The sequence below is a fragment of the Bacillus sp. PK6-013 genome (genome assembly GCF_054161445.1).
In genome coordinates this window covers 1,475,249-1,496,272 of record NZ_CP096417.1, presented here as the reverse complement: position 1 = coordinate 1,496,272, position 21,024 = coordinate 1,475,249, and the positions used below count along the sequence as shown (strand labels likewise).

Sequence of the window (21,024 nt, the reverse complement as noted above, 5' to 3'; positions counted from 1 at the left end):
GTCTCCTTCATTTAAATATTTCTCTGTTTGAATTTAAAATGAGTATGATTCGCCATCTTCAGGTACTAAAACATGAGAAGAGATTCCTTTTTCATGAATAAAGGATTTTAATTCTTCTTTGGATAATCCCCAATGGTTGACAGCTTCCATGTGGCTCACGATAATTTTTGCATTTGGGGCAGCCTTATGCGTTTCATAGATATCTTCTTTACCCATGATAAGCGAACCGCCTTCATAGAATTGATTATCTCCGCCGTTTACGACAATGATTTCAGGTTGATGTGTATCAATTTCTTCCTGAACCCCCTCATACCATACGGTATCTCCGGCTACATATAACGTTTTCTCGCTTTCGTGTTTGAACACTACGCCGCATACAAGTCCTGCAAGTTTTAAAACTTCTCCTCTTCCGTGTTCACCTTTGGTTTTGATTAAGTGAATACCTTCAAAGACCGTATCTTTTGTTAAAACCTCGACATTTTTAAAGCCGGCATTTCGTATTTCTGTTGCATCTTCTTCATTTTGGGAGAACAACTTGATATCTTTCGGCAATACCTCTTTAGCAGCTTCATCCCAGTGGTCATAATGTAAATGAGTAACAATAACAGCATCAATCTTATTGATAATATTGTCGACAGACGTTGGCAATTCAACTAAAGGGTTGTTTTGATCTTGCCTTGGCGCATTTGGGAATGGAGGATAAGCACCTTTTTCAGCCAACATTGGGTCTATTAAAAACTTTTTGCCTGCATATTCGACAATAAGCGTGGCATTACGAATTTGTTGAATGTTCATGTGTAAAACTCCTTTTCTTTGATATACCTATAGTTTACCTACACTCAATTATCAAATACATGGATTAAATCAAGTCTTTTGGCCGTTTGACTTGAATTTTGAAAGAATGTATTCATGGATGCAAAGCAAGCTTAAATATAGCCTGAATTTTGGATAAAGATAATGATTAAATGAAGCAAGTTCAACAGGGGATTTTGTATATGCTTTAATTCATCTATGTACGAATACGCTTATCATGAGCCCTCTCATATATCAATTCACAAGAGAAAAGCTGTTGTTTTTCTTGGTGGGTTTCTGGAGAGTAAACGAGTAGATCACTCTATAATTGCCGATTGTTATTGATCAATAGGCCACTGTTTTAAATGAGAAGTGGTAAGGAGCAGCCAGGCGCCGCTATCATGTCGGCTTCAAATTTATTGTTTTCATGAAAAAAGAGACCAAGCCATTGCTTGATATTTTGCCTGGTCAAGGTTTTAGGGCTTAGCCGCCTTTTTAAGTGTTCGCCGTTTTGATCTTTTGACCGTTTGACTTGTTTTGGAAAGACCGTATATTATATATAAAAATAAGCTTAAAAAACTCTTTTAAATGGAGTGTAATGACAATAAAAAAGGCATCAATTGCTCGATGACACACTTTGAGATAAACCTCTCTCGGTTAGTGAGGTGATTTCGCAGGCGCCGAAATTACGCTGAAGTGGTGATCCGCTTTGGAAGATCCTCTTGATGCGTCCCTACCCACTTATGGCCACCTCGCCGCCGGCCTCCTCAACGGGCGACTCGGACATGCCGCCAGAAGGTTGCTCATTGCCTGAAGGGATGCCCCCATAATAGTTGGAGTGTTAATCTTGAAGTTCCAGTCGAACTGAGTATGAGAACCGTTCATGAGACACATCTCTTTTTCTTTTATCTCCGTATAGTTTACAATGTCACTCATTGACGAGAATGCATAGAATCAATCACTCTTTTTTGCCGATTAACTTGATTTTTGAAAGGATTTGAATGCTATGTTAGATCAAACGGATATGCAGATCTTGGAGGAACTGTCTAAAAACAGCCGAATTACGATGAAAGAGCTGGGCGGAAAAGTCCATTTGACAGGACAAGCAGCTGCCGCCAGGGTCGCAAAATTAGAAGATAACGGAGTGATTGAGGGGTATACAATTAAAGTAAATGAAAAAAAGATGGGTTATACTGTTCACGCGATGCTCAATATCTATACCAAAAGTACACATCATCAATCCTATTTATCCTTTATCAAAACACAAGATGAATATGTCATCAACAATTATAAAATCAGCGGAGACGGCTGTTATCTCCTGGAATGCAAATTCCCATCCAATGAATCATTAGATCAGTTTTTGATCAACTTAAACAGACATGTTAATTATAAATTAACTGTCATTATTAATAAGCTCTAGTTCATCATTAAAAGTGACGATTCCTGTTTTTTGATAGACCAAGATTGAAATCCGACTTTATTGAAGAAATCGCCTCACATTTAAAGTCCCTTGAATCGAAATCAAGGGCTTTTTGAAAATCTCCTAACCCGAGCATGATATTTCGTTTTCGTATATCATCTCTATTAATAGCTTTATTGTTTAAGTTTAAAACCGCTCACTTCTTTTTCGCTCAGGAAACGGATAAATTCTAGTAGTACACGAAATTTCGCTCATCGAGGTTCTCTGGATCGGAGAACGCCATTGACACTATCCAGCTCAGGCACAGAGCTTAAAAAAACGAACACCCTGGACGGCAGAGAAAAAGAAGTCATCGCCGGCCCTTTCTTCCTTATTTGAAGAAATAGAAAGCAGAAAAAGCCGGATCGTTTTCCGGCTTCCGCTATTTCTTTTCAAAAAACAAGAAATCACTTTATGCTGCTAGATATAAACATTGAGGCAGCTTGATTCATAAAAATACGATGGCCGTGATAGAATGTCTTCATTTCAGTTGATTTAAATCCAACATCGGATAATCTTTTTTTCAATTCTTCGTGCGAAAAACCGCTGTGAACTTTCGGATGTTGAATTTTATCGTTTTGGTCAAAATCAATAATTAAGAGCTTTCCGCCATTATTTAAAACACCGAACAATTCTTGTAAAATTTTATTCGTATTCGGAATATGAAGAAGGACGAGTGACATTAAAACGATGTCTGCCTTCAGTTCAGGAGTTTCTTGGATAAAATCTGAATAAAGCACTTTTGCGTTGGCGATTCCTTTGCGAGAAATTTTAGCTTTTGCCACCTCCAGCATTTGTTTTGATGAATCGACCAACAAAATAGAATGTACTAAATCTGATAATTCTAAACTAATGAGACCCGTACCGCTCCCATAGTCGATTAAAGATTTTGATTGACTATTTCTCAATTCCTGTCTTACTTCATTCACGATCACTTTTGCTAATTCAATTCTTTCTTCTGAATCATATCGTTTTGCCATCTGTTCAAAAACGTTATCTTCCATGTTCCACTCCCTATTTATTTTTAGAAATTTCACTGCAGACTGTACTAACATCTTACATATTTCCGTTTGAAACCAAGGCGGCCTTTATCAATATCCATTTGAATATTTTTGGAAGCGTTCAGGATACTGCTTTTTTTCTTGTCCCGCCGAAGTTCGACCGAGCCTACTGCTTTTGCGGTTTCAACCGCCTTTTCATGAAGCGGCAAATATGAAATCGCGACTGTGTAGATAAAGTTATTCATAGCCGATTTTGTTCGATCCGGAGAATCGTGAATCGCCTGTTCCACCTGATCAAGCATACCGGCAATTTTGGTCACATTAAATTCATCGTCCGGTCGATTACCTAAAAGCCAGCAGTAACAGCTCCAGCCTGCCGACATTTTAAGCTCTTCACCGCTTGAGATCCATTTATCAGCAACAGCCTGTGCAAAATCGGTTTCTGCCAAAGTTACTGCAACAACATAATCAGATAGCATATAGAAATACGCCTCATCGATCCACCGCTCAAAATCTGCTTCAGTCATTGTGATTGGGTCAGCAATAATGCCGGCAAAATACATGGCATCGTAGTTCCCGGTAGCGTAAAGCTGCTCCGCCAAAGGTTGATTTTTCTTGATTTTCTTTGCAAGCGGCTTCATTTTGCCTGTAGCCACACCAAAAAGCGGTTCGTGTGCACCATTCGTTATGTATCTTTTTTTCATATTTTCCGTACCCAGCGCTTCAAGTTCCTTCATAACCGTTCCAAAATCCATGCTTTCACTTCCCTCTGTAAATTAAATTCATTTCTTTGATTCCATTATCATGCTCTTTCGCTTCATCTAATCAATACAAATCAACTTTATTTGTTTTTTGCTCTCCATAAACGGTACATCATGATCCTCATCTTTTTTAGCGGCTGTTTTGTTTCTAAGTCTGATAAAAACTAAATTTCCTCTGCATATCATTTATATTTATTATGTGAAACATTTTAACAAGCAGAAAGGGGTTGTTTTTGACCGCCTTTCCTCTTAGACAAACAGAGAATATATGAAATCGTCAGCGGAAAGCCGATTTTCTCTTACCAAATCCCGGATACCCGGTGTTGAGCGCAGTCTGCGATGCCGTGAGAATGCGAATGACTGATTCAATGTTATTGCACCACTTTTCTATGAGTTATTTACAAATCATAAATATTACGATTTGTATTTTGAATTATAGACAATCACATCTATAATTTCAATGTTAGCAGACTCCTATTCTTAACACTGCCTGGTTAACCCCTGCGATATTCGTAAGGAGAAGAAAATTCCAGACGTTGACGTTTTCCAAAGAATGCCCTACAATGAGATCGTAACTTTAACTTTTCAGGAGGATTATTAAAAAATGACACACTCAATGAGACTGCGTTTCCCAACTTTGAACCAGTAATTAAATACGTTCAAAGGCTCTGTTTGTGTATGCAGAGTAAACGGGATCAGTCTGTCCTTTTTTAATAATCTTCAATTTGCATATAAAATTTGTAACTTGTAGAAAGGCGGATCGTTCTGCCTTTCTTTTTTGTTTAATCCTTTTTTTCTAACGGCTGAGAAAGGCTTATTTGGTTATGGAAATACCGCGGATTCATCCTTAAAGGATGGCTCTTCCCTTTACTCTGAATCACAGGCAGACCGCCTGTGATTTTTTATGATGAGAGGAAGAGGAAACATGAAGAAAAAAAATCATAAGTACAGAGGAAAAAAGTTAAACCGCGGGGAATATCCGAATTTTTCCGGACAGCATTTGATGCATAATAAAAAATTAATTGAAGAAATTGTGGATCGGGCAAATATTAGCATAGACGATACGGTTTTAGAGTTAGGAGCGGGAAAAGGTGCTTTGACAACTGTGCTAAGTCAAAAAGCCGGTAAGGTATTGGCAGTGGAAAACGATTCTAAATTCGTTGCTATACTCACACGTAAAACAGCACAGCATCCAAATACGAAAATTATTCATCAAGATATCATGAAGATTCATTTACCAAAAGAAAAGTTTGTGGTGGTCTCTAATATTCCCTATGCCATCACAACTCCCATCATGAAAATGCTCTTGAACAATCCTGCAAGCGGATTTCAAAAAGGGATCATCGTAATGGAAAAAGGGGCTGCTAAACGTTTCACATCAAAATTCATTAAAAATTCCTATGTTTTAGCTTGGAGAATGTGGTTTGATATTGGCATTGTCAGAGAAATATCGAAAGAGCATTTTTCTCCCCCTCCAAAAGTGGACTCGGCAATGGTCAGAATAACACGAAAAAAAGACGCGCCTCTATCACATAAACATTACATTGCGTTTCTTGGGCTTGCCGAATATGCGCTAAAGGAGCCGCAAGCCCCTTTCTGTGTTGCTTTACGCGGAATTTTTACTCCGCGTCAAATGAAACACTTAAGAAAAAGTCTAAAAATCAACAATGAAAAAACCGTTGGAACGCTCACCGAAAACCAATGGGCGGTTATTTTTAACACGATGACTCAATATGTGATGCACCACAAATGGCCAAGAGCAAATAAGCGAAAACCCGGAGAAATATAAAGAAAAAAAGCTGCTGACGTCTCGTCAGCAGCTTAAGCTTTTCTGGAGGGATTCAGATGTCCCTGTCAACATTCCTTTTGCCCGCTTACAGCTTTCCAGTTAAAAACTGCGCCTCGCCGAGGCCGAAACTCCAATCGGCATCTCCATTTTCTGTGATGGACACCATGACATCTTCAGGAGAAATGCCGCATTCCGCTTCAAGCTTTTCAGCAAGTAAAGCGTACAATTTCTCTTTTTGACTTTCTGTTCTTGTTTTACTGGTGATGCTGATCACAACCAGATCCTTTGATCTATTCAATCCCAAACCTGTATCTTGGATGATGAGCTCATTCGCCGGATGCTGATGGACAATTTGATAGCGGTCTTTCTCCGGAACGTTAAACGCTTCTACCATCGCATCGTGTACGGTATCTAATAATTTTTTTAATGCTTGTTCATCACGGCCTTCTATTAGATCGAAACGTAGTAATGGCATTTGTTTATCCCCTTTTTGATCATTTTAAATTTCGTTAGCAAAATAACAAGAAATGATGTCTGCTAACTTGATAAAAACATAACACATAACCAAAATATATTCAACAATTGATCATCTTTTCATCTGTTTTATCAGTATCGAAGATATAAGGTCTGTATTATTAAAAATTAGTTGACACCCGTTCTTTAGGAGATGAGTATGTACATAATAGTTCATCAAAACATGACAATAACATAATCAGAAAACGCTTTTTTTGTCTTCCAGTCAAATGAAATCGAATGCGGTTAAGGCGGAAATTACGAAGACCGCCTCCTTCTTTATCAACACTCTACTTATTTCTTAAAAAAAGGACAAGCTTTCTCAACACGAATATGATGAAAATAATAAAAACAAATAAAGGGATAAACCCAACCAAGCTAAAACTTGTAAGCATAATAAGCTCCTTTCTTCATATATCCATTTAGTCCCTGCTCCAGTTTACGTTATCCACATTTTAAAAATATAATATAGATGTAAATGATATATTAAAAACAGATTTGCATACAAAAAAATCACCATCCAAGATTACGGATGGCGATTTTCTATTATTCAAGATTGGCATGATTTCCATACATGTTATGAGTATTCAGCCCTTTCATTTCCATGATTCGCAATATGATAGCGTCATAATACAATAAAAGAGTCTGTTCAAAAAGCGAGCCCATCGGTTGTATCGTCTGTTTATTGCCTGTCGTTTGATCTTTTGGGGAGCCGGGCAGCTGCAGTATCAGGTCAGATATTTCAGCTATCGGCGAATCTGGAGAGATCGTAACTGTTGCTACAGTGCCTCCGATATCTTTTGCCTTTTCCGCCATATGAAACAAACTTTCTGTTTTCCCTGATCCCGTGCCCACGATAAGCAAGTCTTTTTCGGTAAATACCGGTGTTACGGTTTCCCCTGTTACAAACGCATTGATCCCCATGTGCATTAATCGCATAGCAAATGATTTCCCCATTAAACCAGAGCGGCCTGCACCGGAAACAAACACTTTTTCAGAAGACATGATAGTGGATATTAAGTCTTCTATACCTTCCGCTTGATTTTGAGACGTTGCATGATCAAGCTCTGCGATGATCGCTTTTACATAATCATAAGTCTTCATGTTTATTGGATCATCTGCTTCATTTTTGCGGCTGCCGCAGCTTTATCGTCTTGATTTGCAATACCGCCCCCGACAATAACCAAATCAGGTTTTAATTTAACGACTTCGGGCAGTGTGTCTAATTTAATTCCGCCTGCAATAGCCGTTTTAGCGTTTTTCACAACATTTTTAATCGTCATTAAGTCTTCAAATGAATTTTGGCCAATGGCTTGAAGGTCATAACCGGTATGGACACAAATATAATCGACACCAAGCTCATCCAATTCCTTAGCACGCGATTTGATGTCTTTAATCCCAATCATATCCACCAGGATTTTGTTCCCTTGCGCTTTCGCCTCTTCTACAGCGCCTTTAATAGACATATCTTCAGCAGCCCCTAAAATGGTGATGATGTCGGCTCCCGCTTCTGATGCTTTCATCACTTCATACCCCGCCGCATCCATAATTTTAAGGTCTGCCAGCACTTTCAAATTCGGGAAAGCGGCTTTCATCTCTTTCACTGCACGGAGTCCTTCATTTATCACAACCGGCGTACCGATTTCTACAATATCAATGTATTCTTCTACTTCTTTTACTACTTCGATGGCTTCCGGTATATTGACTAAATCTAATGCTAACTGTAATTCCACTTACAATCACTCCTGTTTGAATTAAGAATTCCGCGGATTATTCTTTTCATATTTTGTTACATCAAGAGTATAACAAGGGGAAAATTCCATTAATAGTACGCACTTTTTTTTTACATACTATACTTTTCCTCATATGGTATAGAAAAAGATACTGTCTCCAAAACAGTATCTTAAAGTCAACCATTCTATTCATCATCTTTTGAAAAGTTCGTTTCTATATAATTTTTACCCCATTCATACATCGCCTCTAATATAGGCATTAAACTTTCTCCTTGTTTCGTTAGGGAATATTCAACTTTTGGGGGGACAACCGGATATACTTCCCTATGTACAATATGATCCTCTTCTAATTCACGCAGCTGATTCACCAGCATTCTTTGCGTAATGCCGGGCATCAAAGCTTTTAATTCTCCGAACCTTTTCGTACCTTCTTTTCCTAAAAACCACAAAATCAGCATTTTCCACTTACCGCCGATAATGTTGAGCGTCAGCTCCTTCTCACAATTAAATGTTTTATTTTCCATTCGTGACATATGAATTCTCCCCTTATGAAATGACTAAACAATGAACATCTATCACATCATTGTAAAAGAACTTTGTTTAACTAATCAATCATCGCGTTTTTGCAGATTCCATTATTCACCATATCATCATGCGGATTTGCCCATCATGACATTGTCAATCTTCTTATCCATTCGAGTGAAGGAAACATGACAAGTGTCATGTATGAAGCATGATGTGTGCTACTACAAAGACATCTCTCTGTACCGTAAACTTAACTTAAGACCCATTTATGAGAGGATAACTTTACTATGACTGAACAAACCACCACACACAAACAAAAACAGTTAACAAAACAGGTTGCTGCATTTGCCCAGCCTGATACCAAAAACAGTCTGATTCAGCTCTTCAATACGTTTATTCCTTTCTTCGGACTGTGGTTTCTTGCCTACCTCAGCCTCGATGTCTCCTACCTCCTTACATTAGGAATAACGGTGATTGCCGCAGGGTTTTTGACGAGAATTTTCATTATTTTTCACGACTGCTGCCATCTATCCTTTTTCAAACAAAAGCGCCTTAACCACATTCTCGGCTTTTTGACAGGCGTTCTGACTTTATTTCCTTATCTTCAATGGCAGCACAGCCATTCGATTCATCATGCGACAAGCAGCAACCTGGATAAACGCGGAACAGGCGATATCTGGCTGCTGACGGTAAACGAATATAAAGCCGCACCTCTACGCACAAAAATCGCATACAGACTTTACAGAAATCCGTTTATCATGTTTATTCTCGGACCGATTTATGTCTTTCTGATCACAAACCGCTTTAACAAAAAAGGTGCAAGACGAAAGGAACGTGTGAACACATATCTTACCAACCTTGCAATCGCGGCATTGGCTGCTGTCTGCTGCCTGATCTTTGGCTGGCAATCGTTCTTGCTCGTACAGGGTCCGATCTTTCTGATCTCAGGTTCAATCGGCGTCTGGCTGTTTTATGTTCAGCATACATTTGAAGATTCTTATTTTGAAGCGGATGAAAACTGGAGCTACGTTCAGGCCGCTGTGGAAGGAAGTTCATTTTATAAACTACCGAAACTGCTTCAATGGCTTACAGGCAATATCGGGTACCACCACGTTCACCATCTGAGCCCAAAGGTGCCTAACTATAAACTTGAAATCGCACATGAGCAGCACGAACCACTAAAAAACGTCCCGACCATCACTTTAAAAACAAGCCTGCAATCACTCGCGTTCCGGCTTTGGGATGAAGAAAAAAAGCAGTTTGTAACCTTTCGGGACATGAAACAAACATCTTCCCCTCTTCCGCAGGATTCAACGGAAAAACAGAAGCTGCGAAAGAACGCCTGACGATGAGGAGGTCTTCTTATATCAACAAGAAGGCTTCCTTATTTATTGTCGGATGATGCAATCCGGCTCAGGCAATGGTAAAGTTACTCTAAAGATGAAAAGCTGAAAACGAGGTTATATCATGTTCAAAAAGCATTTTGCATTTCAAAAACTTAACGGGATCTCGCCGTATATATGGACGATATTTTTCATCCTGCCCTTCTACTTTATCATGCAATCATCATCTACCCTTGTCATCGTCGTCGGCATCATTTTGACACTTTTATTTTTTGCGGTATACAGATTTGCTTTTGTTTCAAAAGGCTGGGACATTTATTTGTGGGCGTTTATATTAATCGGCATTTCAACCGCCTCGATTATGCTGTTCAGCTATATTTATTTTGCTTTTTTTATCGCGTATTTTATAGGGAACATAAAAAAAACGAGCCCCTTTTCACATTTTATATTACGTTCATTTAATAAGCGCAGCCGTCGCTGCCAACTTCAGTCTCGTGTTAAAAAAAGAATTTTTTCTGACACAAATTCCTTTTGTGGTCATCACTCTCATCAGCGCGATTTTATTGCCGTTCAGTATCAGAAACCGCAAGGAGCGCGAACGCCTCGAAGAAAAACTCGAGTATGCTAATGAACGGATTGCCAATTTGGTAAAATTAGAAGAGCGGCAGCGGATTGCCCGCGACCTTCACGATACACTTGGACAAAAGCTGTCTCTGATCGGTTTAAAAAGCGACTTGGCGAGAAAATTAATTTACAAAGATCCCGATCAAGCCGCGCGTGAACTGAAAAGCGTTCAGCAAACTGCGAGAACTTCTTTAAATGAAGTCAGAAAAATTGTATCCTCCATGAAAGGCATCCGGCTCAAGGATGAAATTGTCAACATCAAACAAATTCTTGAAGCAGCCGACATTGCGTTCATCTATGAAGAAGAAAAATTGCCGGAAAATATCTCATTGCTTAATGAAAACATATTGAGCATGTGCTTAAAGGAAGCTGTCACTAATGTCGTCAAACACAGTCAGGCTAAAACCTGCCGCATTGACATCCAGCAGCTCTGGAAGGAAGTTGTCATTACAGTGACTGACGATGGAACGTTTCAAGGTGAAGAGAAGTACTTTTCAAAAGGACACGGCTTGCTTGGCATGAGAGAACGGCTTGAATTTGCAAACGGAAGCCTTCACATTGATACAAAAAACGGTACCAAGCTTACCATGTCAATTCCTAATAACTCAAAATAAACAAAAAAGGATGGCTTGCATGATTAGTATATTTATTGCGGAAGATCAACAGATGCTCTTGGGCGCTTTAGGATCACTACTGAATTTAGAAGATGATATGGAAGTCGTCGGCAAAGGCACAACCGGACAGGATGCCGTTGATTTCACAAAAAAACATCGGCCTGATGTATGCATTATGGACATTGAAATGCCGGGAAAAACGGGGCTTGAAGCTGCTGAGGAACTAAAGGATACAGGCTGCAACATTATTATCTTAACCACTTTTGCCCGCCCCGGTTACTTTCAGCGGGCCATTAAAGCAGGTGTTAAAGGCTATTTGTTAAAGGACAGCCCAAGCGAAGAGCTTGTGAGCGCCATCCGCAGCGTCATGAAAGGAAAGCGGATCTATGCGCCTGAATTGATGGAAGACATGTACAGTGAAGCCAATCCCCTCACAGATAGAGAAAAAGAAGTGCTCGAACTTGTGGCTGACGGAAAAAACACAAAAGAAATCGCCCAAGAACTCAGCATCAAAAGCGGAACCGTGCGAAATTATATCTCAATGATTCTTGAAAAGCTTGAGGTCAAAAATCGGATCGAAGCCATTACCCGTTCAAAGGAAAAAGGCTGGTTTAAATAAAAAGAGAATCTTGGCATATCTCCAAGATCCCCTCGACGAATCAGCCGCTCCCACGGCGGTCCTTTTCTACACGAACATCTTCTTCACAAGCTCGCGGTTGCGCTCTTTGAAAACCTCATTATGTGACGACACCATCGCACTCTTGTGTGCTTCGGGATCGATAAAGCGCTTGGCGCTGTTGACCGCGTTTGCCGCATCCTGAAACGCTCCGGCGATCAAGTGCAGCTTGCCTTCATAATGCACAATATCCCCTGCCGCATACAGTCCGGGCACGGAAGACTGGCAGTTGGCGGTACCTTTAATATAATAGTCATCAACCCTGGTAATATGAAGCCGGCTGTTCTCCAACAGTGAGGTGTCGCGTTTATAGCCGTGGTTGATAACCACTTCGTCGACAGGCAGCTCCATCACCTCACCGGTTTGAGCGTTCGTGAGCTCGACCCGTTCGATCACCTCATGATCTTCCGAAGCGATCAGCTTGGTAATCTGTGTATGGAAGAAGCAGCTCACCGAGCTGTTCAGCAGCTGATCCACCTGGGCCTCATGCCCGCTGAGCGCATCTTTGCGGTAAGCGAGGTAGACCTTTTTCGCTACAGGTTCGAGCTCGTTGGCCCAATCGACAGCCGAATTGCCGCCGCCTGATACAATGACCGTTTTATCTTTAAAATGCTGCAGCGATTTGACCGTATAATTCAGATTGGACACTTCAAAGCGCTCTGCTCCTTCAATCTGAAGCTTTTGCGGATTGAGGATGCCACCGCCCACGGCAACGATGACCGTCTTGGACAGATGCACCCCTGAGGCAGCCGTATGTAACTCAAACAACCCTTCTTCATTGCGGGCAATCGATTCAACTTTCTCATTCAGCAGCACTTCAGGATGAAATGTTAGCCCCTGCTGCACGATCTGTTCTATCAGCCTGGCTCCGGAAATCGGCGTTAGCCCCCCGACATCCCAGATCATTTTTTCAGGATATACGTGAACCTTTCCGCCCAGCATCGGCTGATATTCGATAATCTTCGTTTTCATTCCCCGCAGTCCGCTGTAAAAGGCGGAATATAAACCGGCCGGACCTCCGCCGATCACGGTCACATCAAACACTTCATTTCTGCTCATCGCTCTTCACTCCCGGTATATGTCATGAGTTTACACCCTCAATCGTAAATGATTATCATTATCATTAAGTGTACTTTGATTGCTTCGTTTTTACAATCCATTTTAATAAAAAGTTCATTCTTCGCCACTTCATTTTCGCCTCTCCCTCTTTGCGCTCGTTCTTCACGGGATGCCGCCGCTTTCCCATTCCGCAGCATGTAAGCAGTTCCTATATCTTACATTGACAAGGGTATGCTTCCTGCATAGAATGAAAATGATTATCAACTTCATTTAGGAGGAAACAAAGCATGATAAGCGGAAGGATTAGTTCGAAAATTAAAATTACTTTTGTATTAATGCTCGCCTTTTCTATTTTATTGGCCGGATGTACAACCTCAGGAAATTCAACAGAGAAAACGCATGAAAACATGGTCACAATGGCTTGGCCTAGAGATATTGGCGAGATGAATCCGCATGTGTATAATCCTTCCCAATTATTTGCCCAGTCGATGGTATATGAACCTTTGGTTACCTATGAAGCGGGAGGAAAGCTTAAACCGCATTTAGCCGAATCTTGGGATATATCAAATGACGGTAAAGTATATACGTTTCATTTGCGTAAGAATGTAAAATTTTCAGATGGGACAACGTTTAATGCAAAAATTGTGAAGAAGAATTTTGATTCCATTTTAAAACATACTGAATTACACAGCTGGTTAGGGTTTCTTTCAAAAATAGCCCAAACAGAAGTAATCGATGATCATACATTTAAATTGACATTAACTGAACCATATTACCCGACCATTCAGGAACTAGCCGTAGTACGGCCGGTCCGGTTTTTGGGAGAAGCCGGCTTCCCTAAGGACGGCGATACATCAAAGGGTGTCGCAAAACCGGTAGGTACGGGCCCGTGGGTATTGGAAGAGCATAAAGCTGATGAATATGCGGTTTTTAAACGCAATGAACATTATTGGGGTGAAAAGCCAAAAGTCGAGAAAATCAAGGTGAAAGTCATCCCGGACGCCGAAACAAGGGTGCTTGCATTTGAAAAAGGCGAGCTTGACCTCATTTACGGCGAAGGCGTTATCAGTTTGGATGCATTCAAGCAGCTGCAAGCGACAGGCCAATATGAAACAAGCCTTTCTGAACCGGTGGCGACGAGACAGCTTGTCATGAATACGAAAAAAGAACAGCTCTCTGATGAGCGCGTGCGTCAAGCCCTCCACTATGGTTTTGACAAAGAAGCCTTGGTAAAAGGCATCACCTCCGGGTTAGAAGAAAAAGCAGATCATATTTTGCCGACAGACTTCCCATACACGTCTGATATTGATGTAAAGCAAATCAACTATGATCCAGAGAAAGCAAAAGCGCTATTAGATGCGGCAGGCTGGAAGCTTCCGAATGGCAAGACGGTGCGCGAGAAAGACGGAAAGCCTCTTGAATTTAGTTTAATGTATGATTCAGCGGAATCCATTCAAAAAACAATGGCCGAAACGCTGCAGGCAGAATGGGCGGCGATCGGGGTAAAGCTGAATCTTGAAGGTGTAGAATTGGCAACCCAAGTCAAACGGTTTAAAGCGAATGAGTTTGATATGAACTTCTTTAGCAACTATGGTGCGCCTTATGACCCGCACACATTTTTAAACATTGTCTCCTCCAAAGGATTCGGATTTAATGAAGCGATTTCAGCCTATCCAAACAAGGACGAGCTGATCAAGCAGATGGCAAAGGTACCTCAAACGACTGATGAAAAAGAGCGGCAGGAGCTTTACTCATCTATTTTAAAATCCCTTCAAGACCAGGGAGCCATCGTTCCTGTTTCTTATATTAAAAAGACGGCGATATATCAAAAGAATATCAGCAACTTTACGTTCCCTGCCAATCGTGACGAACATCCATTTACAGGGATTCGCATCAAGCAGCAACACTAGGAGGCTTTTATGGGCAACTATATATTGAAACGAATCATGTCTATTATTCCAGTGTTTCTTTTAGCTGCACTTCTCACAACTGGAATGATTCATCTCTCACCGGTTGACCCAGCTGAAGCATACTTAGCTGCAGCACATATCCAGCCAACCGATGAAATTTTAGCGCAAAAAAGACATGAGTTTGGCTTGGATCAGCCATTCTTTATTCAATATGTAAACTCTGTATTGAAGATATGCCAACTTGATTTTGGCATATCTTATGTTTCGAATCAGCCGGTTTGGGATGAAGTTGCACACCGAATGCCGGCGACGATCGAGCTCGCGCTTGGGAGTTTAATGATTGCGGTGCTTGTCAGTGTGCCGCTAGGCTTCTTAGCGGGAATTAAAAGAAACGGTGCAGTTGATCATATCAGCCGCTTCATTTCCTTTTTCGGAGCATCCATCCCGACTTTTTGGTTAGGGTATATGCTGGTTTTTTTCTTTTCTGTTCAGTTAGACCTTTTGCCGGTAGAGGGAATCGGGACATGGCAGCATCTTGTACTGCCGTCGATGACTTTGGCGCTTCCTTTAATCGCGATGTATACAAGGCTGCTCCGTGCAAGTGTCATCGAAAACCTGCAAGAACCCTATGTGCAATTTGCTCGCATAAGAGGAATGACGAGGATGAACATTATGGCCAAACATGTATTGCGAATGGCCATTTCTCCGATGATTACGGGGCTGGGAATGAACCTTGGCAAGCTGCTCACCGGCACAATTATTGTTGAAGTCGTTTTTTCTTGGCCGGGCTTTGGCCGTTATTTTATTGAGGCCATTTTCAATCGGGACATCCCTGTCATTCAATGCTATGTGTTCTTAGCCGCCGCCTTTTTTATATTGAGCAACTTAATTGTTGACCTCATTCAAATGTATATTGACCCGCGCATTTCAAGGAAAGAAGGACAGCATCGATGATAAGTATACGCAAGATTTTCAAAGGCCCAAAAGTGATCGCAATCTGCACCATCATATTAACCGTCCTTTTTATCATCGCTGTATTCGCCCCTTGGATTGCGCCGCATCACCCTGCTGATGTCCATTTGGTCTATAAGCTGCAGCCTCCGTCCTGGACGTTTCCTTTAGGAACTGATCATCTGGGAAGATGCAACTTATCCCGCCTTTTGTACGGCGCCCGGATTTCTCTTGGATTCGCGATGCTCATTTTCATTTCCTCACTCGTTATCGGCCTCATAATCGGGACGATCTCAGGGTATAAAGGCGGCTGGATTGATCAGCTGTTAATGAGATGCTGCGATGGTGTGATGGCCTTTCCGAACTTAATTTTAGTTCTTGGCCTCGTGGGCATATTCGGTCCTGGACTTCCTCAAGTCATTGTGGCCCTCATGCTTGTGCAATGGGTCTATTATGCAAGAATTTTTAGAGGAATGGTGCTTAGCCTGAAAGAGGAGAATTTTATTGCGGCGGCAAAAATCAATGGATCTTCACAATGGAAAATTATTAAACAGCATATTATCCCTAATGTCCTCCCTCCCCTCGTCGTCATCGGCACGTTGGAAATGGGCTGGGCCATTATGGATATCTCCGCCATGTCTTTTCTCGGATTAGGCGTCCAGCCCCCGGCAGCTGAGTGGGGAGCGATGATTCATGAAGGTAAATCGTATATTCGGACGAACCCCGAGTTAATGATTTATCCAGGGCTGATGATCATGGTTGTCGTTGTGACGTTCAATTTATTGGGCGAAGCCTTATCAGATCAATACGGCGTCAAACGTCGATGATAAAAAGGAATGAGGAAGTTGGGAACAGAACAATCAACTGTACTTCAAGTCAGAGATTTGCATGTACAGGTTCACAATCAAAAAGGAAATTCAACTATCGTTCAAGGGATTAATTTTGAACTGAAGCGCGGACAGGTTCTTGGTTTAATTGGTGAGAGCGGTTGCGGAAAAACGGTAACGAGCATGTCTATTCTTCAGACGCTTGATCCAAAAACAACCAAGGTGGAAGGAAGTATTGCATTGCGGGGCCGGGAATTGAACGGATTAGCAGAACAGGACATGCGTAAAATCCGCGGCAAAGATATAGCCTATATTATGCAGAATCCGATGAACGCTTTTACACCCGTTTTTACGATCGGCCAGCAAATGATCGAATCGATTCGCTCTCATACATCTTTTAGCAAAAAACAGGCGAAAGAGCTCGCGACCGAAGCACTGCATCATGTAAACCTCCCCCACCCCGCTAAACTTTTGCATTCTTACCCTTTTCAATTAAGCGGCGGAATGCTTCAACGGGTCATGATTGCAATTGCAGCATGCCTGGAGCCGGCCGTTCTTATTGCGGATGAACCCACAACTGCGCTCGACGTGTTTAATCAGAAGACGGTGCTGAAATATTTAGACGGCTTGCGATCTGAATTCGGCACGGCGATTTTGCTTATATCTCATGATCTGGGCGTCATTGCTGAAATGGCCGATGAAGTCGCTGTGATGCAGAATGGGAGAATTGTAGAAAATGGAGATGTGTTTCAGCTGTTTGATGAACCAAAACATGACTATACAAAGAAGCTGTTAAGTGCACGGTTGACTTTGCCAATGGATCAACTTGCCACTTGAGTCAGTATGAAGAAGACCTGCATTTGATATGGGGTGAACAAGTGAGTTTATTACAAGTGAAAGACGTCACTCATCATTATACGGCGCGCAAATTGTTCAAATGGAAAGCTCCATCGAAACAAGTCCTTTCCAATGTCAGCTTTTCAATTGAAGAAGGCGCATGTCTGGGCATGTTTGGACCAAGCGGAGCCGGGAAAAGCACATTGGGAAAAGTGATGCTCGGTTTGGAACGGCCGCAATCAGGCCAAATATTTTTTCAAGGTCATGATCTATATAAAGCCGAGCAATCCATCCGGCGGAAAATCCGCCGCGACCTTCAAGCTGTTTTTCAAGACTCATATTCTTCCGTCAACCCGCGAATGACGGCGGAACAAATCATAGCAGAACCGCTGGAAAACTATGAAAGGCTCACAATCGCCGAGCAAAAACGGACCATTATCGAGCTGTTGGAAAGAGTAGGCTTAACTGAAGAGGATTTAACAAAATATCCGCATCAATTCAGCGGCGGCCAATTGCAGCGAATTAATATTGCAAGAGCAGTCTCGCTCAAGCCGAAGCTGATCGTATTGGACGAGTCTGTCAGCAGCCTGGACATGGTAACCCAAACGCTTATATTGGATTTATTAAAAGAGCTCAAAAACGATTTTGGAATGTCGTATTTCTTTATAACGCATGATTTAAAAGCCGCCTATCAATTAAGTGATACACTAGGTATTTTAGATCACGGCCAATTGACCGGGCTTTACGAGAAAGATCGGTTTTTAAAGTCAGATCACCCGGTTGTAAAAGAAATGAAGCGTTCCATACTGGCAGAGCATCCGCGATTTCGTTCGATCGGAACAAGAGCGCTTCAGCAATAAACTTGCCGGGACCAATTCAAACCTTTTCTCTGAAATGAGCTTCTTTAATTCACGTTTGTGAAAAATAAATGAGGGCTTCCAATCATGAAGCCCTCATTTATTTTTGAAAATCTATCATTTGGCGTAATGCCCCTTTTAGAGGCTGCGGTTCCTTGTTGACCAGGCATGCATTTTCACCTAATGTCAATAGTAGGCTTAAGATATACATCCGATAACCCTAAAAAAAGTTCACATACCAACAAATGAGGTGAAAAATGGTGAATAATCGATTCCGCGTGGGAGAAGTAGCACGGCTTTTCAAGCTGCCCGCATCGACTCTGCGTTACTATGATGAAATCGGACTGTTCAAGCCAAAGTATACTGACCCTGAAACATCCTATCGATATTATGGTGTTGAACAATTTCAGGTTCTGGATACCATTATTTTTTTAAGGAAAAATGGATTTTCGTTAAAAGACATTCAGCATCAGTTAGATAAAAGGACTCCGGAAACGACGATGGATATTTTGAAGAAGAAGCTTGAGGAAGTGAGGATGGAAATTTGCCGGCTCCAACGCAGTGCGGCGAGGATCGAAAACAAAATTTCCACAATCGAAGAAGGAATAAAACTTGCCGGTCATCCTGCTTTAACATTTCAGTATTTCCCAAAACGGCCTGTTTCCTATCTGTATTTTGACAAACCTGTTGATCTGATAGAGGAAGGCGACGACATCTATTTAAAGGATAGAGAAACGCTTTCGAGCCAGTCGATCGAGAATAACGGCTTCTTCACCGGAGACATCGGAACGATCGTGGATATGGAAAGCTTGAAGCAAGAAGGACCTGTAAAATACATCGGCTTATTTGAATTGCTGCACGGCGAAAACAGCAATGAATATTTAAACGAAGGTTTGTATGCAAGCTATCCTCATATTGGCCCCTACGAGGACATGAGAAAAAGTTATCAGCTTGTTTTACGTCAGCTGAAAGAGGAAGGATATAAACTTGAAGGAATCCCCGTTGAGATTTCCGTTCTTGATGAGGCTGTCATCAAGGAGTCCGATCATTTTGTCACTTTAATCCAAATTCCGGTGACAAAGTTTTGATTGACCTTCAAGTAACTTGAAGGTTTAGAATACTCCTGTAGCTCATTATAGGAGGAATACATGATGACAGAAACACATCAGCAGCTAATGAAATTACCAGTTAATCAAGTGTTTTTTAAATATTTCATCCCTGCAACGCTTGGATTACTCTTGATGTCAGCGAATATTTTAATTGATGGCCTATTCGTTGGAAATGGGATTGGAACCGCAGCACTGGCTGGAGTGAACCTTTCCTATCCGGTCATTTCTTTGATTATGGCCATCGCTCTGTGGGTTGGGATAGGCGGAGCAACGAAGTACTCTATCAGCATCGGGGAGAATCGTCCACAAAAGGCAAGCAGCGTTTTTTCTCTGGCTCTCTTCTCTACACTAATCATCAGTGCGCTTTTAGGGGTGTTCGGGCTTTTTAATATTCAAGCCATTTCCCTATGGCTTGGCGCTAACTCCGACACCTCTTCTTACGTCATAGAGTACTTAAACGTCATGTTTTTATTCGGCTGGGTCATCGCATTAGAACAGTTCTTAAGTATTTTTGTAAGGAATGACGGCAGTCCAAAGCTTTCGATGATAGCTCTTGCAACAACATCGATTGTGAATATCATTCTGAATTTTTATACAATCATGATTTTGAACATGGGGGTAACAGGTGCTGCGATTTCAACGGTGCTTGGCGGATTCGCCGGACTGCTTGTATTATCCCTGCACTTCTTTAACCGTCAAGCGCAACTGAGAAAGCTGGCGTTTCAGTGGTCCCGGAAATCCCTTCTGCACATCTTTGCCATCGGGTTTCCAAGTTTTCTGGCGGAGGCCGGGCTCCTCATATTTGTAACAGGGTATAACCTGGCGATGTCCGGACTGGCAGGCACGGGAGGAGTCGCTGCCTTCTCGGTCATCAACTACCTTCACGGGTTTATGTTCCTGTCCTTCTTCGGCATTGAAATGGCGCTTCAGCCAATGATCAGCTATTATCATGGTGCTGAAGAAAGCGAACGAATCAAAAGCAGCATGAAGATTGGGGAGAAGACCGCTGTTATCCTGGGAATTCTTTTGCTCGTTATCGGTTGGGTGGCTGCACCGTTCCTTGTAGGTTTATTCGGAATAGAATCAACCGAAATCCAGGAGCTGGCCATCGATGGAATCCGCCTATTTTTTATCGGGTATATCTTCCTTGGCTATAACTTTGTCTATATGAGTTACTTTCAATCCATTGGCCGGGCCGGCTCATCGGCTTTGATCATCATATTGCGAAGCTTCGTGTCCCTTCTCATCCTGCTTTGGATTTTGCCTAAGTTTATTGGCGTCACGGGAGTTTGGCTATCCTTGCCGCTTTCCGAGTTTTTTGTCGCCGCCCTCCTCTTTTTCATGACGAGAAAACATGTGATGAAAACAGGAAATCCCGTGTTTGGCAAGGGATGATTTTACAGCCGGGAGTTTCCTCCCGGCTTGTTTCCTATATCTAAGGACTGCATACATCAATTGAAGATTCAAACAATAATACTTGTCCCTCCTATTTGAAGGTAATGATAGAATACAGGCGCCTGCCTGTCACAGTCTTCGTACGCTAACACGTTCGGCGTAATCGGCAAGTTAAATGTCGTCCTTTGCTAGTTACAGTCCGACAATGGATAGGTAAAGTTATAACTGTCCCGCCAATAAGGCAGGATG

Annotated in this window: 21 protein-coding genes and 1 pseudogene; 13 read left to right on the top strand and 9 right to left on the bottom strand. The window is 41.7% G+C overall.

Features of this window, described 5'->3' with window-relative positions:
- Window positions 1–33 precede the first annotated feature (33 nt).
- Window positions 34–795, bottom strand: a complete 762-nt coding sequence (locus tag M1E03_RS07560) for an MBL fold metallo-hydrolase (RefSeq protein ID WP_023855300.1) — start codon at window positions 793–795, stop codon at window positions 34–36.
- Window positions 796–1,798: 1,003 nt separating this feature from the next.
- On the opposite strand from M1E03_RS07560, the gene M1E03_RS07555 reads away from it, so the two are divergent.
- Window positions 1,799–2,212 carry an Lrp/AsnC family transcriptional regulator gene (locus M1E03_RS07555; RefSeq protein WP_023855303.1) on the top strand — a complete coding sequence of 138 codons (414 nt, stop codon included), beginning with the start codon at window positions 1,799–1,801 and terminating at the stop codon, window positions 2,210–2,212.
- 446 nt (window positions 2,213–2,658) lie between these two features.
- Here the strand turns inward: M1E03_RS07555 and M1E03_RS07550 are convergent, their stop codons facing one another.
- The 3 genes from M1E03_RS07550 to M1E03_RS07540 all read right to left on the bottom strand — a co-directional run bounded on the left by M1E03_RS07550 (window position 2,659) and on the right by M1E03_RS07540 (window position 4,319).
- A complete protein-coding gene (locus M1E03_RS07550; RefSeq protein ID WP_105981107.1) occupies window positions 2,659–3,255 on the bottom strand; it encodes a class I SAM-dependent methyltransferase in 597 nt (198 codons plus the stop codon).
- A gap of 44 nt (window positions 3,256–3,299) precedes the next feature.
- Window positions 3,300–4,007, bottom strand: coding sequence for a DNA alkylation repair protein (locus M1E03_RS07545; RefSeq protein WP_105981108.1), 708 nt, complete (start codon window positions 4,005–4,007; stop codon window positions 3,300–3,302).
- Between the two features lie 255 nt (window positions 4,008–4,262).
- On the bottom strand, window positions 4,263–4,319 hold the full coding sequence (locus M1E03_RS07540) for a hypothetical protein (RefSeq protein WP_409333861.1): 57 nt from the start codon (window positions 4,317–4,319) through the stop codon (window positions 4,263–4,265).
- Window positions 4,320–4,617: 298 nt separating this feature from the next.
- Here M1E03_RS07540 and M1E03_RS07535 point away from each other — a divergent pair, with 298 nt between their 5' ends.
- Together M1E03_RS07535 and erm are read left to right on the top strand one after the other, a co-directional pair.
- Window positions 4,618–4,662, top strand: coding sequence for an erythromycin resistance leader peptide (locus M1E03_RS07535; RefSeq protein ID WP_105980607.1), 45 nt, complete (start codon window positions 4,618–4,620; stop codon window positions 4,660–4,662).
- 276 nt (window positions 4,663–4,938) lie between these two features.
- On the top strand, window positions 4,939–5,802 hold the full coding sequence (erm, locus tag M1E03_RS07530; RefSeq protein ID WP_039072879.1) for a 23S ribosomal RNA methyltransferase Erm: 864 nt from the start codon (window positions 4,939–4,941) through the stop codon (window positions 5,800–5,802).
- 85 nt (window positions 5,803–5,887) lie between these two features.
- Here the strand turns inward: erm and M1E03_RS07525 are convergent, their stop codons facing one another.
- The 4 genes from M1E03_RS07525 to M1E03_RS07510 form a co-directional block, all read right to left on the bottom strand.
- The gene (locus M1E03_RS07525; RefSeq protein ID WP_103749529.1) at window positions 5,888–6,277 is read right to left on the bottom strand and encodes a tautomerase family protein; all 390 of its coding nucleotides are present in this window, start codon (window positions 6,275–6,277) and stop codon (window positions 5,888–5,890) included.
- A gap of 584 nt (window positions 6,278–6,861) precedes the next feature.
- Complete coding sequence (gene hxlB, locus M1E03_RS07520; protein WP_039072880.1) at window positions 6,862–7,419, bottom strand: 6-phospho-3-hexuloisomerase; 558 nt, start codon at window positions 7,417–7,419, stop codon at window positions 6,862–6,864.
- Window positions 7,420–7,421: 2 nt separating this feature from the next.
- The gene (gene hxlA, locus M1E03_RS07515; RefSeq protein ID WP_003183787.1) at window positions 7,422–8,048 is read right to left on the bottom strand and encodes a 3-hexulose-6-phosphate synthase; all 627 of its coding nucleotides are present in this window, start codon (window positions 8,046–8,048) and stop codon (window positions 7,422–7,424) included.
- A 185-nt stretch (window positions 8,049–8,233) separates the two neighbouring features.
- A complete protein-coding gene (locus M1E03_RS07510) occupies window positions 8,234–8,581 on the bottom strand; it encodes a winged helix-turn-helix transcriptional regulator (protein ID WP_003183789.1) in 348 nt (115 codons plus the stop codon).
- 279 nt (window positions 8,582–8,860) lie between these two features.
- On the opposite strand from M1E03_RS07510, the gene desA reads away from it, so the two are divergent.
- The 3 genes and pseudogenes from desA to desR all read left to right on the top strand — a co-directional run bounded on the left by desA (window position 8,861) and on the right by desR (window position 11,773).
- Entirely contained in the window at window positions 8,861–9,919 is a 1,059-nt protein-coding gene (desA, locus tag M1E03_RS07505; protein ID WP_021837601.1) for a Delta(5) desaturase DesA, read from the top strand.
- Window positions 9,920–10,040: 121 nt separating this feature from the next.
- Window positions 10,041–11,154, top strand: a pseudogene (locus M1E03_RS07500) (sensor histidine kinase).
- Between the two features lie 19 nt (window positions 11,155–11,173).
- On the top strand, window positions 11,174–11,773 hold the full coding sequence (gene desR, locus M1E03_RS07495; protein ID WP_020452333.1) for a two-component system response regulator DesR: 600 nt from the start codon (window positions 11,174–11,176) through the stop codon (window positions 11,771–11,773).
- A gap of 66 nt (window positions 11,774–11,839) precedes the next feature.
- Here the strand turns inward: desR and M1E03_RS07490 are convergent, their stop codons facing one another.
- Window positions 11,840–12,889, bottom strand: a complete 1,050-nt coding sequence (locus M1E03_RS07490; RefSeq protein WP_458110737.1) for an NAD(P)/FAD-dependent oxidoreductase — start codon at window positions 12,887–12,889, stop codon at window positions 11,840–11,842.
- Between the two features lie 287 nt (window positions 12,890–13,176).
- On the opposite strand from M1E03_RS07490, the gene nikA reads away from it, so the two are divergent.
- The 7 genes from nikA to M1E03_RS07455 all read left to right on the top strand — a co-directional run bounded on the left by nikA (window position 13,177) and on the right by M1E03_RS07455 (window position 20,775).
- On the top strand, window positions 13,177–14,799 hold the full coding sequence (gene nikA, locus M1E03_RS07485) for a nickel ABC transporter substrate-binding protein (RefSeq protein WP_020452335.1): 1,623 nt from the start codon (window positions 13,177–13,179) through the stop codon (window positions 14,797–14,799).
- A gap of 9 nt (window positions 14,800–14,808) precedes the next feature.
- Window positions 14,809–15,753: a nickel ABC transporter permease subunit NikB gene (gene nikB / locus M1E03_RS07480; RefSeq protein WP_035338411.1), complete on the top strand. Its 945-nt coding sequence runs from the start codon at window positions 14,809–14,811 to the stop codon at window positions 15,751–15,753.
- Complete coding sequence (gene nikC, locus M1E03_RS07475; RefSeq protein ID WP_023855330.1) at window positions 15,750–16,577, top strand: nickel ABC transporter permease subunit NikC; 828 nt, start codon at window positions 15,750–15,752, stop codon at window positions 16,575–16,577. The genes nikB and nikC overlap by 4 nt, the downstream gene beginning before the upstream one ends.
- Window positions 16,578–16,595: 18 nt before the next feature.
- Window positions 16,596–17,414 carry a nickel import ATP-binding protein NikD gene (nikD, locus tag M1E03_RS07470; protein ID WP_020452338.1) on the top strand — a complete coding sequence of 273 codons (819 nt, stop codon included), beginning with the start codon at window positions 16,596–16,598 and terminating at the stop codon, window positions 17,412–17,414.
- A 41-nt stretch (window positions 17,415–17,455) separates the two neighbouring features.
- Complete coding sequence (gene nikE / locus M1E03_RS07465; protein WP_105981368.1) at window positions 17,456–18,274, top strand: nickel import ATP-binding protein NikE; 819 nt, start codon at window positions 17,456–17,458, stop codon at window positions 18,272–18,274.
- A gap of 254 nt (window positions 18,275–18,528) precedes the next feature.
- A complete protein-coding gene (locus tag M1E03_RS07460; protein WP_023855332.1) occupies window positions 18,529–19,359 on the top strand; it encodes a MerR family transcriptional regulator in 831 nt (276 codons plus the stop codon).
- 60 nt (window positions 19,360–19,419) lie between these two features.
- Complete coding sequence (locus tag M1E03_RS07455; RefSeq protein WP_458110736.1) at window positions 19,420–20,775, top strand: MATE family efflux transporter; 1,356 nt, start codon at window positions 19,420–19,422, stop codon at window positions 20,773–20,775.
- Window positions 20,776–21,024 lie beyond the last annotated feature (249 nt).

Coding starts and splice junctions, on each gene's coding strand:
- M1E03_RS07560 (WP_023855300.1), bottom strand. CDS start 795: ATGAACATTCAACAAATTCGTAATGCCACGCTTATTGTCGAATATGCA.
- M1E03_RS07555 (WP_023855303.1), top strand. CDS start 1,799: ATGTTAGATCAAACGGATATGCAGATCTTGGAGGAACTGTCTAAAAAC.
- M1E03_RS07550 (WP_105981107.1), bottom strand. CDS start 3,255: ATGGAAGATAACGTTTTTGAACAGATGGCAAAACGATATGATTCAGAA.
- M1E03_RS07545 (WP_105981108.1), bottom strand. CDS start 4,007: ATGGATTTTGGAACGGTTATGAAGGAACTTGAAGCGCTGGGTACGGAA.
- erm (WP_039072879.1), top strand. CDS start 4,939: ATGAAGAAAAAAAATCATAAGTACAGAGGAAAAAAGTTAAACCGCGGG.
- M1E03_RS07525 (WP_103749529.1), bottom strand. CDS start 6,277: ATGCCATTACTACGTTTCGATCTAATAGAAGGCCGTGATGAACAAGCA.
- hxlB (WP_039072880.1), bottom strand. CDS start 7,419: ATGAAGACTTATGATTATGTAAAAGCGATCATCGCAGAGCTTGATCAT.
- M1E03_RS07510 (WP_003183789.1), bottom strand. CDS start 8,581: ATGTCACGAATGGAAAATAAAACATTTAATTGTGAGAAGGAGCTGACG.
- desA (WP_021837601.1), top strand. CDS start 8,861: ATGACTGAACAAACCACCACACACAAACAAAAACAGTTAACAAAACAG.
- desR (WP_020452333.1), top strand. CDS start 11,174: ATGATTAGTATATTTATTGCGGAAGATCAACAGATGCTCTTGGGCGCT.
- M1E03_RS07490 (WP_458110737.1), bottom strand. CDS start 12,889: ATGAGCAGAAATGAAGTGTTTGATGTGACCGTGATCGGCGGAGGTCCG.
- nikA (WP_020452335.1), top strand. CDS start 13,177: ATGATAAGCGGAAGGATTAGTTCGAAAATTAAAATTACTTTTGTATTA.
- nikB (WP_035338411.1), top strand. CDS start 14,809: ATGGGCAACTATATATTGAAACGAATCATGTCTATTATTCCAGTGTTT.
- nikC (WP_023855330.1), top strand. CDS start 15,750: ATGATAAGTATACGCAAGATTTTCAAAGGCCCAAAAGTGATCGCAATC.
- M1E03_RS07460 (WP_023855332.1), top strand. CDS start 18,529: ATGGTGAATAATCGATTCCGCGTGGGAGAAGTAGCACGGCTTTTCAAG.
- M1E03_RS07455 (WP_458110736.1), top strand. CDS start 19,420: ATGATGACAGAAACACATCAGCAGCTAATGAAATTACCAGTTAATCAA.